11 protein-coding genes are annotated in these 12,401 nt (G+C 66.2%); 5 read left to right on the forward strand and 6 right to left on the reverse strand.

What is annotated here, in order from left to right:
* Positions 1 to 11: 11 nt before the first annotated feature.
* On the reverse strand, positions 12 to 1,643 hold the full coding sequence (locus tag AC5JDC_RS12730) for a N,N-dimethylformamidase beta subunit family domain-containing protein (RefSeq protein ID WP_495841674.1): 1,632 nt from the start codon (positions 1,641 to 1,643) through the stop codon (positions 12 to 14).
* Between the two features lie 211 nt (positions 1,644 to 1,854).
* Here AC5JDC_RS12730 and AC5JDC_RS12735 point away from each other — a divergent pair, with 211 nt between their 5' ends.
* The 3 genes from AC5JDC_RS12735 (at position 1,855) to AC5JDC_RS12745 (ending at position 5,438) form a co-directional block, all read left to right on the forward strand.
* Positions 1,855 to 2,769, forward strand: a complete 915-nt coding sequence (locus AC5JDC_RS12735) for a MurR/RpiR family transcriptional regulator (protein WP_495841675.1) — start codon at positions 1,855 to 1,857, stop codon at positions 2,767 to 2,769.
* A 101-nt stretch (positions 2,770 to 2,870) separates the two neighbouring features.
* On the forward strand, positions 2,871 to 4,190 hold the full coding sequence (locus AC5JDC_RS12740) for a M20 family metallopeptidase (RefSeq protein WP_495841676.1): 1,320 nt from the start codon (positions 2,871 to 2,873) through the stop codon (positions 4,188 to 4,190).
* 36 nt (positions 4,191 to 4,226) lie between these two features.
* Positions 4,227 to 5,438: an amidohydrolase gene (locus tag AC5JDC_RS12745; protein WP_495841677.1), complete on the forward strand. Its 1,212-nt coding sequence runs from the start codon at positions 4,227 to 4,229 to the stop codon at positions 5,436 to 5,438.
* Positions 5,439 to 5,796: 358 nt separating this feature from the next.
* On the opposite strand, the gene AC5JDC_RS12750 is transcribed toward AC5JDC_RS12745, so the two are convergent.
* From AC5JDC_RS12750 to AC5JDC_RS12770, 5 genes are read right to left on the reverse strand one after another with little or no spacing between them, the layout of a single operon-like run.
* Entirely contained in the window at positions 5,797 to 6,837 is a 1,041-nt protein-coding gene (locus tag AC5JDC_RS12750) for a branched-chain amino acid ABC transporter permease (protein ID WP_495841678.1), read from the reverse strand.
* A complete protein-coding gene (locus AC5JDC_RS12755; RefSeq protein WP_495841679.1) occupies positions 6,834 to 7,712 on the reverse strand; it encodes a branched-chain amino acid ABC transporter permease in 879 nt (292 codons plus the stop codon). Before AC5JDC_RS12755 ends, AC5JDC_RS12750 begins: the two co-directional genes overlap by 4 nt.
* A 6-nt stretch (positions 7,713 to 7,718) precedes the next feature.
* Positions 7,719 to 8,435 carry an ABC transporter ATP-binding protein gene (locus AC5JDC_RS12760; protein WP_495841680.1) on the reverse strand — a complete coding sequence of 239 codons (717 nt, stop codon included), beginning with the start codon at positions 8,433 to 8,435 and terminating at the stop codon, positions 7,719 to 7,721.
* Positions 8,432 to 9,169 (reverse strand): ABC transporter ATP-binding protein, encoded by a 738-nt coding sequence (locus AC5JDC_RS12765; protein ID WP_106773851.1) that lies wholly within the window; start codon positions 9,167 to 9,169, stop codon positions 8,432 to 8,434. The genes AC5JDC_RS12760 and AC5JDC_RS12765 overlap by 4 nt, the downstream gene beginning before the upstream one ends.
* A 3-nt stretch (positions 9,170 to 9,172) precedes the next feature.
* On the reverse strand, positions 9,173 to 10,426 hold the full coding sequence (locus AC5JDC_RS12770; protein ID WP_495841681.1) for an ABC transporter substrate-binding protein: 1,254 nt from the start codon (positions 10,424 to 10,426) through the stop codon (positions 9,173 to 9,175).
* Between the two features lie 178 nt (positions 10,427 to 10,604).
* Between AC5JDC_RS12770 and AC5JDC_RS12775 the strand changes: the two genes are divergently transcribed.
* Positions 10,605 to 11,435, forward strand: coding sequence for an alpha/beta fold hydrolase (locus AC5JDC_RS12775; protein ID WP_495841682.1), 831 nt, complete (start codon positions 10,605 to 10,607; stop codon positions 11,433 to 11,435).
* A gap of 204 nt (positions 11,436 to 11,639) precedes the next feature.
* Positions 11,640 to 12,089 (forward strand): D-erythrulose-4-phosphate isomerase, encoded by a 450-nt coding sequence (derI, locus tag AC5JDC_RS12780; protein ID WP_495841683.1) that lies wholly within the window; start codon positions 11,640 to 11,642, stop codon positions 12,087 to 12,089.
* Positions 12,090 to 12,401 lie beyond the last annotated feature (312 nt).

Raw genomic sequence — 12,401 nt, forward strand, 5'->3', positions numbered from 1 at the left:
GTCACTGATCGTTATTTCCCCAAATACCGGTCCAGCACGTTGCGGGTCACCTTCTCCACCATCGCATCGCTGCGCAGCAGGCCGGCGACCCACTCGCAGCTTCCGGCGTGGAACACCTCGCCATTGCCTTTGGAGAAGTTGACGATCATGCCGTTGCCGCGCTTGACCTTGTCGATGGTCTCGGGCGTCGCCTCGCCATGAAGCGTCTCGGCGGTGAAGACCGCGTCCTCGTCGTTCAGCCAGCCGGGCGCCACGCCGGGGCTTTCCTCGACCAGCGAGGCCATGCCCATGGCGAGTATCTGCACGCCGTCGGGCGGCGAGCCGATGCCGGTCGGCTCGGGCAGGCCGTTGCGCACGATGCAGTCCAGCCCGTCGACCTCGTAGCCGTAGATGTGGCTCTCGGCGCCGAGCACGTCGCCGTAGTAGAGTCCGGTGCCGGAAAAGGCCCAGTGCTCCGGGCGGTAGACGGGGAAGCCGCGCACGCCGCGCGGCAGGCAGCCGCCCCAGCCGGCATAGACGCCGGCGGTCGCGTTGAGGCCGAAGGTGAGCGCGCCGGGCCGGCCGACCTCCGGCGCCTCCCAGGCATTGGTGGTGCGGCTGGTGTCGGCGCCGCGACCGACCGGGTCCTCCTTGCGCGCCCGGTATTTGTAGCAGACCTGTCTATGCCCCTCGTCCTCCAGCCGCGTCTGCCAGAGGAAGTTGCCGGCGAAGCGCGCTGCCCGCCCGCCCCGCTCGACGAAGGCGTCGACCGCGTCGCGCATCTCCCAGGTCCAGTATTCGTCATGGCCGACGAACACGGCGCAGTCGTAGCCGTCGAGGATTTCGGGCGAAAAGTGCAACTCGTGCTGGGTGGCGAGATCGACGGCGTAGCCTTGACGCTCGGCCCATCGGAAGAAAAGCCCGTCATAGCTCGCCCAGCCGGCCGAGGCATATTTCTTCGAATGCCCGGTGGCGAACGCCCATTCCATGTGCGGATAACGCGGCTCGGCCAGCGGCGGCACGATCGCCTCGACGGGCACCCGCGGCGCGCCTTCAGGCAGCACGACGAAACCCCGGCACCATGGGCGCTGCGTGCTCACATGGGTCGCGAACTGGTTGCGCGCAGGCCCGGTGATGCCCTGGTAGTGGTTGGAGCCGCCCCATGTGTTGTAGGCCGTCCACGAGCCGGTCGCCGCGATCTGCAGGATGCGTCCAGGCCTGCGGCCGAGGGGCGGACGGACGATGAAGAGATGATGCGAGGCGATGGGCCGGCCGTCCCGCCCTTCCGCCGTCAAGGTCAGCCGGTAGGCACCGGACGGCCAGCTCTCGTCGATCATGACTTCCAGTGTTGCGCTCCAGCCGCAGCCCTCGACCGAGCACTGGTCGGGCGTGTCCTGCCAGGACGCCGCGATGCCGCGCCGCTCGAACACCTTCACCGGCCCCGCGCCGTCGCGGGCGACTTCCAGGTCGAAGCGCGGCGCGGTCGCGCTGACGAACAGGACGGCGGTCTCGCCCGGCGCATAGGAAAACCGGTCGGAATAGCACCAGATCTCGCCGCGCCCGCCGTCCATGCCCGGATATTCGTAATAGTGGCCGTACACCGCCTCGCGGCGCTGCTCGGGGGTGAGGCCGAAATCGGGATAGTCGGTCGGCAGGCTGGGCATGGCGGCTCTTCTCGGATTGGCCGGCAGAATGGGCAGACCTTGGTCCGCCGATCAAGAGCGAGGTGAACGGTGCTGGCTCGCCCGTGACGCCGCGACCGCTCCATGCCTCGCTCCGGCTGTCGCCGGGCGATGTAGAAAAAATTCCAAAATTGACAAACCGCATCAGTCTTGTAATTTATCCATCAACGGCACGGAGATGCAGGGAGGAGCGGTGTCGATCCGCGAAGAGCTGGCGCATACGCAATTGGCCCTGACCGCGGCGGAGCAGAAGATCGTGCAGGTGCTGCTGGCCGACTACCCGATGTCGGGCCTGGGCACGGCGACGCGGCTCGCCCGCCAGGCCGGCGTCAGCGACCCGACCGTCATGCGCCTGATGATCAAGCTCGGCTATGGAAAATTCTCGGATTTCCAGTCGAAGCTGCTGGAGGAGGTCGAGTCGCGGCTGCATTCGCCGCTGCTGATGATGGAGGCGAAGCGGCCGGCCAATGCCAGCGAGGGCACGGCGCTGGGCTATTACAATTCTGTCGCCGAAAGCCTCGAGCGCACGCGCACCCAGACCCCCTCGCAGGCCTACACCCGCGCGGTCTCGATGATCCTCGAGGCCAAGGGACAGGTGGTGCTGCTAGGCGGCCGCTTCAGCCGGCATGTCGCCTCGATGCTGGCCGGCTACCTGGTGCAGATGCGCAGCGGCGTCCGCGACATGGAGAAACTGTCGCCGGCGGATTTCGACATGCTGCTCGACCTGGGCAAGCGCGATCTTCTGGTGGTGTTCGACTACCGCCGCTACCAGGCGGACGTGGTCGGCTTTGCCCGGCAGGCGCATGAGCGCGGCGTCGGCATCCTCTTGTTCACCGATCCATGGCTGTCGCCGATCGCCGAATTCGCCGACCAGACCATGGTTGCAGCGATCGACGCCGATTCGCCCTTCGACACCTCGGCTTCCTGCGTGGCGCAGATCGAGGCGGTGGTGGCGCATGCGCTCGGCCTGCACGGCGCCTCGATCCGCCGCCGCATCGAGGACATCGAGACGATCCGCAGCGCCAATGCCGTGACGCTCGACGGCGGCGAGGATGCCGAGCGCGGCAAAAGCCCCGGCGACCGCATCGCGGCGGCGACCAGTCCGTGACGTCCGGCGGTTTCATGATCCCCGCAGCCCGGCGCCGCCAGCCGTTGCCGGGCGAACCCACACGCTAACCGGCCGCTGAGGCCTCGATCCGAAAGATACCCATGTCCGACACCGAAGCCACCATCAAGGCGCTGCAGGATTTCATCGAGAAGGACCGCGACTTCGTCATCAACCTGACGCGCGACCTCGTCCGCATCCCGTCGGTCAATCCGAAATTCGAAACGGCGGATGGGCTGAACCGCGAGGGCGACGTGCAGGCACTGCTGGAGCCGATCCTCAAGGACGAGGGTTTTGCCACGGAAAAATTCGACGCGCTGCCAGGCCGGCCGAACCTGATCGGCGAGAAGCCCGGCACGGAGGAGAAAAGTCTGATCCTGTGCGGGCACATCGACGTGGTGCCGACCGGCGCGCTGAAGGACTGGACGGTCGACCCCTTCGGCGGCGAGATCCGCGACGGAAGACTGTATGGGCGCGGCTCGATCGACATGAAGGGCGGCGTGGCGGCCTGCGTGGCGGCCATGCGCGCCGTCAACCGCGCCGGCATAAGACTGGACGGGCGGCTGGCCTTCCACTCGGTGGTGGACGAGGAGGCGGGCGGTGGCGGCGCCATCGACAATGTCCGCCGCGGCAAGCTCGCCAAGGCGATCCTGGTGGCCGAGCCGAGCTGGGGCGACGTGTTTCCGGCCGAGGGCGGACTGGAATGGGCGCGCGTGACCATCCGCGGCCGCAACGGCCATTCGGCCTTCCGTTTCAACGAGATCTATCCGCAGCAGCACACGGCGGATCGGCTGGTGCCGGCAGTGAACGCCATCGACATCGCCGCGCGCTTCATCGAGGCTGTTCACCTGTTCGAGCAGAACCGCGTGCGCGCCCGCTCGCATCCGCTGCTGCCGGCCGGCATGAACACCATCAACATCGGTGTCATGTGGGGCGGCACCGGCATCGGCGAGAACGGCCTGCCGACGGTGATGACCAACCCGGCGATCATCCCCGACGCGGCGGTGCTCGACCTCGACATGAAGTTTTTGCCGGACGAGACCTCGAAACAGTACCGCAAGGATTTCGAGGAGTTCGTCGCCAGCTTCTGCGCCATGGACGACTGGCTGAGGAAGAACCCGATAAAAATCGAATGGGATCTGGGTGGCCTGCATTTCCCGCCGATGAACACCGCGCCCGACCACCCGCTGGTCGCCTCGCTGATGAAGCGGGCGGCGGCCGCCGGCAAGGCGCCGACGATGAAGGGTTTCATCGCCGTCTGCGACGCGGCGCATTACGCCGGCGCCGGTGTCGACGGCGTGATCTACGGGCCCGCCGGCGACGGGTTCCATTCGACCGACGAATATGTCGACATCGAGTCGCTGGTGAGGAGCGCAAAGGTAATCGCCGCGAGCGTGATCGACTGGTGCGGGGTCAAGGCCTGACAGACGCAAGACGAGCCGCAACCGAAAGAGGCGCATATGAGCTCATCCCCACTCGACAACAGCCTCGTCGAAGAGGCGACAAGGTGGCGGCGGCATCTGCATGCCCATCCCGAGACGGCCTTCGACGAGCATCGCACCGCCGACTTCGTCGCCTCAAAGCTTGAGGAATTTGGCATCGCGGTGCATCGCGGGCTCGGCGGGACGGGCGTGGTCGGCACGCTGAAGCGGGGCACCAGTCCGGTCGCAGTCGGCCTGCGCGCCGACATGGACGCGCTGTTCATCCAGGAGGAGAACGCGGTCGACCATCGCTCGACCGTGGACGGCAAGATGCACGCCTGCGGCCATGACGGCCACATGGCGATGCTGCTCGGCGCGGCAAAACACCTTGCCAGGAACGGCGATTTCGACGGCACGGTGCACTTCATCTTCCAGCCGGCGGAGGAGACGGGCGACGAACGCTGCGGCGGCAATCTGATGGTGAAGGACGGCCTGTTCGAAAAGTTTCCGGTGCAGGCGGTGTTCGGGCTGCACAATCTGCCGTCGGCGCCGCTCGGCAGCTTCATGATGCGTCCCGGCCCGATGCTGGCGTCGATCGACACGTTCGAGGTCCGCATCGGCAGCGCGCTCGCCCATCCGGCCACCCAGTATGCGGTGGCGGACCCGCTGCTGATCGCCGCCGGTATCGTCCAGGACATGCATGCCTTCAAGGCGCGCTACGTCAACCCGGCCGAGCCGGTCGTGCTGTCGATCACGCAGTTCCAGAGCGGCAATCCGGCCGACCGGCAGAGCGTGCATGTGACGCCGGACAAGGCGGTCGTGCGCGGCACGGTCTATACGCTCAACGACGCGGTGCGCGATCAGTTCGAGGCCGGGCTGGAAAGGATTGTGCGCAACGCCGCCGAAGCCGGCGGCGCCAGCCATAAATTTTTGTTCGAGCGCGGCTATCCGGTGCTGCGCAATACGGCTGATGAAACCGAGTTCGCGGCAAGCGTCGCCCGGGAGGTTTCGGGGGCGGTGAACGCGACGATGCAGCCCGTCATGGGCGCCGAGGATTTCGCCTTCATGCTCGGCGCGGCTCCGGGATGCTATGTTTTCCTTGGTTCCCGCAATGAACGAGAAGCGGCGCCGCGCCAGCTTCATAACCCGCGCTACGATTTCAACGACGAGGTCCTGCCGGTGGGCATCCGCTACTGGGCGACGCTCGCGGAGCGCTATCTGACCGAGGCCGGGTCTAGCGGTCGGCAATGATCTGCTGAGGCACAAGCGGCGGAAATATGAATGGGCCGCCGCCACGAGTTCGAGCCTGCGCGTCACCCCTCACTGTCCTGCCGGACATCTCTCCCCGCTTGCGGCAGGCCAATCGCATATGGGATTTCAGGTACCGCTGCTCGGCCGTATACCCCCACCCCTAACCCCTCCCCACAAGGGGGAGGGGGACTTTGCGGCCGCTATGCAACGCATAACCATCGACGATTAGTGCTCGGCGGAGACGCCAGCCGGTCCCCTCCCCCTTGTGGGGAGGGGTTAGGGGTGGGGGTAATCTCATATGCGATCGTCATGCCGCTTGCGGGGAGAGATGGCAGGACAGTGAGGGGCAGCGCGAAAGTCAGGAAGGCGGAGACCCGCGCCGCGAAAACACGCCCGTTGCGCTCTTCAGCATGCCGAAAATGCCGCCGGGATAGGCGAGCATGACGACGAGGATGAGCACGGCGGTGATCATCGGCCGCCAGGCGCCGAAATCGGCCATCTCCTCGGAAAACACCGTCAGCACGAAGGCGGCGATGATCGCCCCGTAGATGGTGCCGGTGCCGCCGAGCAGCACCATCGACAGGATGATGGTGGCGAGGCTCATGCCGAACACTTCCACCGAGGCGTTGCGCTGGTAGGCGGCATAGAAGGCGCCGGCGACGCCGGTGAAGAAGGCGCTGGCCGCCAGCGTGATCAGCCGCTGCCTGACCAGCGAGATGCCGCGGCTGACCGCATATTCCTCGTTGTCGCGCAGCGCCACGATGCTGATGCCGGCACGCGAGCGCACGAAGGCGCGCAGGAACACGGTGGAGAGCACGAGCAGCCCGAGCGCGATGTAGAAATAGGCGAACTTTGCGTCGCGCACCATGTTGTGGTCGAAGACGTAGAGCGTGGGGATGCGCACCAGCCCTTGCGTGCCGCCGGTATATTCGGACTGGCTGATGATGACCTGCATGACCAGCTGGGCGAAGCCGAAGGTGACCAGGATGATGTAGATGCCCTTCAGCCTGAGGATGGGGATGGTGACGGCGACCGCCGCGACGACGGCGGACACGCCGCCCGCCGCCATGGCGATCCACGGATCCATGCCGGCGAGCTTCGTCAGCAGGCTGTAGGCGTAGACGCCGATGCCGAACAGCGCGATGTGGCCGAAGTTGAAGACGCCGCCATAGCCGAGGCTCAAGTCCCAGTTGGAGGCGACGACGGCGTAGATGAACACCATGATCAGCACGTGGCGGCTGTAGCTGTCGGTGAAGACGAAGGGCAGCAGCGCCAGCACGGCGAAGCCGACGAGCATCGCCACCGCCTCGCGCCGCCAGGGCACGCGACCGGGGCCGACGGGCGCGGCGCCGGCCGGCGCGCGCCGGTCCTGCGCGTCGGTAAGCTCGGCGGCGCTCATGCGAGCCCCCGGCTGCGCCCGCTGGTGAACAGGCCCTCGGGCTTGACCATCAAGGTCAGGATCAGCGCGGCGAAGAGCAGTGCCGGCGTCCAGTAGAGGCCGAAGTAGTAGCTGCATATCGCCTCGAAGAAGCCGATCACGTAGGCCGCGAAGATCGGCCCGGAAATGCTGGAGATGCCGCCGAAGACGACGACGATGAGGGCTTTCAGCAGCGGGTCGGCGCCCATCACCGGGGTCATGAAGCGGTAGCCGCCGAGGAAGATGCCGGCGAGCGCGGCAAGCGCGGCGGCGATGCCGAAGGCGAGCGCGTAGAGCATGGTGACGTTGAGGCCGACGAGCCGGCTGGCGTCCTCGTTCTGCGCCACCGCCCGCAGCGCCAGGCCGAGACGCGTGCGGGTGAGGAAGAACCACAGGGCGGCGAGGATGATCGGGGTGATGACGATGATGGCGATCTGGTGCAGCGACACGCCGATGCCGCCGAGCGCGATGTTACCTTCCAAGAGCGGCGGGACCTGTTTCGAGCGCGGCCCCCAGACGACCAGCGCGCCGTTCTCGATCAGCGAGCCGGCGGCGAGCGTGGTGATGACGACCACCAGCACCAGGTTGGCGCGGCCGATCAGCGGCCGCACCACGGTCGCCTGCAGCAGCCAGCCGGCGCCGGCCATCCCGGCGACGGCGAGCGGGAAGGCGACGTAGGCGGGAAGCCCCCAGGCGACGAACTGCCAGGCGAGATAGGCGCCGAGCATCATGAAGACGCCGTGGCTGAAATTGAAGACGCCGATGGTGGTCCACACCAGCGCCAGGCCGACCGCCATCATGGCATAGAGCGAGCCCTGGAACAGGCCGCCGAAAAGGATGTCCGCCGCGGTGTTCATGGCTCGCTAGTGTCCGAAATACATGGCCATGATGTCGGAGTGGGCGAGGCTTTCGCCCGGCTTGATCTCCGTCTCCACCTGGCCGTGATTGATGAAATAGAGGTGCTTGCTGAGCTCCAGCAGGAACTCGACGTCCTGCTCGACGACGATCAGCGGCACGCCGCTCTTCGAGATGTCGAGCACCGACCTGCAGAGCTCGTCCTTGATCTTGGGCGCCAGGCCGAGCGTCGGCTCGTCGAGGACGAGCAGCTTCGGGTGGCTCATCAGCGCGGTGCCGATGGACACCATCTGGCGCTCGCCGCCCGACAGCGTGCGCACCCGCTGGCGCCAGCGCTCGCGCAGTTTCGGAAAGAGCGTCAGCACCTTGTCCCGGTTGGCGGCCTCGTGCGGCCGGGCGCGCGGCGAATAGGCGCCGAGCGCCAGGCAGTCGGCGATGGTGAGGTCGGGGAACAGCGTGTTGCCCTGAGGCACATGGATGAGGCCCTTGCCGACGATGGCTCGCGGCGACAGGCCGGTGATGTCCTCGCCGTCGAATCGTATCGAGCCGCCGCGCGGCTTCAAGAGGCCGGAGACGGCGCGCAGCAGCGTCGTCTTGCCGTGGCCGTTGGGGCCGAACAGGCCGACATTGCCGAAGCCGCCGGCCTGCATCGAGATGCCGCCCAGCACCGTGACGCGGCCGTAGCCGGCGACGAGCCCGGCGACGTCGAGCATCGGCGCGCTCACGCGGCCGCCCTGCGCGTGCCGAGATAGGCCTCGACGACGCGCGCGTCGGAAATCACAGCGCGCGGCTCACCGAGCGCCAGCACGGTGCCCTGGTTGAGCACCAGCAGGTGCTGCGACAGGCTCATCAGGAAGGTCAGCACGTGCTCGATCAGCAGGATGGTGATGCCCCGCGCCGCGGTGCGGCGGATGAGCTCGATCGAGCTGTCGATCTCCGGCTTGGTCAGGCTGGAGGCGGGCTCGTCGAGCAGCAGCATTCGCGGCTTCATGGCGATCGCCGTGGCGAGCATCAGGCATTTGCGCTGGAACACGGACAGCTCGCCGGCCGGGCGGCCGAAATTTTCCGCGCCGAGCCCGACGAATTCCAGCGCCTCGGCTGCCGCTTCCCGCGCCGCGGCGGCCGGCTGGCTCGCCGCGCCGAAGCTCGAGCCCATCAGCGCGTTCTCGAACACGGTCAGCCCGTCGAAGCTGGTCTCGCGCTGGAAGGTGCGGGCGAGCCCGAGCCGGGCGATGCGGTGCCCGCGCCAACCCTGGATCTCGGTGCCGTCGAAGCGGACGGTGCCGCGGTCCGGCCCGAAGGGAATGCCGGTGATGACGTTGAACAGCGTGCTCTTGCCGCTGCCGTTGGGGCCGGCGATGCCGAAGATTTCGCCGGCCTCGACCTTGAAGGAGACGCCGTCCACGGCCTTCAGCGAGCCGAAGGCCTTAGAGACGCCGTCAAGCTCCAGCAGTGCCATGCGTCACTGCATCCACGGCTGGATCTTGAACTCGCCGGTGGCGTACTGCGTCGGCGAGATCAGCGTGCGCTGGCCGTCCCAGATCTGGAAGAAGGTGATCGGGATGAAGTCGTCGCCCTGTATGGCGAGGTGCGTCGCAGGATCGAACTTCAGCCGGCCCGCGGCGACCTGCTTGTCGGTCTCGCCCAGCGCCTTCATGACGGCCTGATGGTCGGTGGCGTCGCCGGCCTTCTTCAGCGCGTCGAGATACAGATAGACCGTCTCGTAGAGGGCGACGCCATAGGTGCCGCTCTCGACGCCGTATTTCGCCTTGTACTTGTCGGCGATCTCGGCGGCGCGCGGGTTCTTCGGCGTGGTCAGCGGCCCGCCCAGCAGGTTGTAGATGATTCCGGTGGAGTTCTTCTTGGTCAGCTCGACGAATTCCGGCACGCTCGGCGCGTATTGCAGGAACACCAGGCTCTTGGTCGGCTGCTCCATGAACTGGTTGAGGAAGGAGGCGGAGTTGCCGGGCAGGTAGTCGGTGTTGATGACGACGTCCGGCACGTTCTCGCGCACCTTGGCCAGGATGGCGCGCCAGTCGGTGACCTCGCCGAACGGCACCAGCTCGTCGACCGTGATGGTCCAGCCCTTCTCGGTAAAAGTCTTCTTCATGCCTTCCGAGATGGTCTTGGAATAGGCGTTGTCGGAGGAGATGATCGCCACCTTCTTCGTCGGCAGCTGGATCTTGCCGTCGGCCGCGAGCTTCTCCACGAAATAGGTGACGTCGGTGTTGTAGGCGTCGAAGGACGGCGTCAGCGACCAGCAGCAGCCGTATTTCTCCGGATCGGGCGCGATGATGTCGCGTGTCTGCTGCGAGGTAGCGGAGATGACATAGGGCATCTCCGCCTCGGCCATGTTGTCGATCTCGAAATTGGTCAGGCTGGCGTAGCCGGTGGTCATGAAATGCACGTCGGGATCGCCGAGCAGCCGCTCGACCGCCGAGGTGACGTTGCCGGCCGATTGGTCCTTCACGTCGCCGACCACCAGCTCGAAGGTGTTGCCGTCGAAGCCGCCGGCGGCGTTGATCTCGTCGATGGCGAGCTGGGCGCCGCGCTGGAACTCCTGGCCATCGGCGGCGGCCGGGCCGGTGAGCGGCGCGAGCAGCCCGATCTTGATGGTGTCGGCGAGGGCGGTGGTGGAGGCGGCCGCGGCAAGCGCCGCGACGGACGCCCCCAGGACCAGTTGGCGGACCCGGCGGCCCACGGCGTTGCAGATCATGACACGTTCCCCTGTTGCGTGTGTTTGCTAGGTTGAATGATTGACAATCTATGCACATGCGGGACAATCTGAAAAGATATTTTCATGCTCCTCGCGCAGTTTTGCCTATCCGGCGGACGCGTGCCGGTGTGTGATGGATTTGTGTGCAACCGCCCGAACGGGAACAATGGAGGCTGGGGTGGCGACGAAGAAATCCAGGATCGAGACCAGTCACGGCATCCTGGCCGTGCGCGAGACCGACGGCGCCGGCATGCCGGTGCTGATGATCCACGGCAACTCCTCCTGCGGCGAGGTCTTCCGCAACCAGTTCGATGGACGGATCGGGCGGGATTTTCACCTGATCGCTATCGACCTGCCGGGGCACGGCGAGTCCGACGATGCGCTCGACCCCGACCGCACTTACAACATGCCGGGTTATGCCGACGCCTTCACCGAGGCGATGCTGAAGCTGGGCCATGAGCGGGCGGCGATCTTCGGCTGGTCGCTGGGCGGCCATATCGGGCTGGAGATGATCGGCCTCTACAAGGGCATGCTCGGCCTCATGATCACCGGCACGCCGCCGGTCTCGGCCGCCGATCTCGGCAAGGGATTTCTGCCGAGCCCGCATATGGGACTGGCGGGAAAGGAGCATTTCTCGCCGGAGGACATCGACGCCTATGCCCGCAGCACCTGCGGCGAACCCTACGACCAGTTGCTCTACGACGCGGTGAAGCGCACCGACGGGCGTGCGCGAAAGCTGATGCTGGGCAAGTTCGCCGAGGGCGTCGGCCGCGACCAGAGCCGGATCATCCTGGGCGACACGCCGCCGATCGCGGTCTTCAACGGCGCCAACGAGCCCTTCGTCAATGTCGCCTTCGTCGACACCATCCCCTTCTCCAATCTGTGGGAGGGCAGGAAGCACGTGATCGACAAATCCGGCCACGCGCCGTTCTGGGATTCGCCGGACCGTTTCGATCCGGTCTTCGACCGGTTCTTGAAGAGCCTGGAAGGAGAATGGCGGAAAGGCTGAGGGGTTGCCGACGGAGCGGGCCGGCTCCGTGAAGGTCACGGCCCCGGCGATGGGATCGTTCCCACCCGCCGGTTCGAGGGGTCCGGCGCTGGCATGTCGCCGCCGGCCTATTGAACCGCGGCCCGCGGCGGAATATCTCGACCGGTGAATGCAATCGCCGCCGGACGGCAGCGCCGCTCCGCCGGGCCAGTGAAGGAGAATAGCATGAAGGTCGTCCTCGGAGCCGACAGCGCCGGCAAGCCGCTTCTCGACGTGATCGCCGCGCATCTGAAGAGCAAGCCGGAGATCGAGGTGACCGACCTCAGCCAGTCCGGCTTTTATGCAGACCTTGCCGACAAGGTCGGGCGCGACATCGTCGACGGCAAGTTCGACCGCGGCTTCCTGTTCTGCGGTACCGGCATCGGCGTCTGCATCTCGGCCAACAAGGTGCCCGGCATCCGCGCCGCCCTGACCCACGACACCTATTCGGCCGAGCGCGCGGCCAAGTCGAACAACGCCCAGATCATCACCATGGGCGCCCGCGTCATCGGGCCGGAACTCGCCAAGGCGATCGCCGACACCTGGCTCGCCTCCGAATTCGACCCGAAGGGGCCGTCCGCCGGCAATGTCGAGGCCATCGACCGGCTGGACGCCAAAAAGGCCGTCCCGGCCTGACGGGCCGTATAGACAAGTACAACGCAGAACAATTTGCGGGCGTGCAACGGAGGTTGCGCGCCCGCAAGCTTTTTCAATCACCGCGTGTCAAGTTTCGGCAGGAAAGCGAAAAAAAGAGATTCACGAGTCTGCAACGAGAGCGCGAGATTCCTGGATGCTCGCAACAAAAATAACGCGACGCGACACCGTTCTGAATCATCTTTATGTGAGGCTGCAAAGGGCGTAGATTTACAGCTGCTTTCCGGATCGAGGTGACCGGATGGAATTTCTGCCTGCCTCCTGCCGGTCATGGTTGGCAATACTTCGTATTGC

Source organism: Kumtagia sp., assembly GCF_059502445.1.

Bases quoted from the DNA above. Each gene is read 5' to 3' on its own strand.
- AC5JDC_RS12730 (WP_495841674.1), bottom strand. From the start codon at position 1,643: ATGCCCAGCCTGCCGACCGACTATCCCGATTTCGGCCTCACCCCCGAG.
- AC5JDC_RS12740 (WP_495841676.1), top strand. From the start codon at position 2,871: ATGTCCGACACCGAAGCCACCATCAAGGCGCTGCAGGATTTCATCGAG.
- AC5JDC_RS12745 (WP_495841677.1), top strand. From the start codon at position 4,227: ATGAGCTCATCCCCACTCGACAACAGCCTCGTCGAAGAGGCGACAAGG.
- AC5JDC_RS12750 (WP_495841678.1), bottom strand. From the start codon at position 6,837: ATGAGCGCCGCCGAGCTTACCGACGCGCAGGACCGGCGCGCGCCGGCC.
- AC5JDC_RS12755 (WP_495841679.1), bottom strand. From the start codon at position 7,712: ATGAACACCGCGGCGGACATCCTTTTCGGCGGCCTGTTCCAGGGCTCG.
- AC5JDC_RS12765 (WP_106773851.1), bottom strand. From the start codon at position 9,169: ATGGCACTGCTGGAGCTTGACGGCGTCTCTAAGGCCTTCGGCTCGCTG.
- AC5JDC_RS12770 (WP_495841681.1), bottom strand. From the start codon at position 10,426: ATGATCTGCAACGCCGTGGGCCGCCGGGTCCGCCAACTGGTCCTGGGG.
- derI (WP_495841683.1), top strand. From the start codon at position 11,640: ATGAAGGTCGTCCTCGGAGCCGACAGCGCCGGCAAGCCGCTTCTCGAC.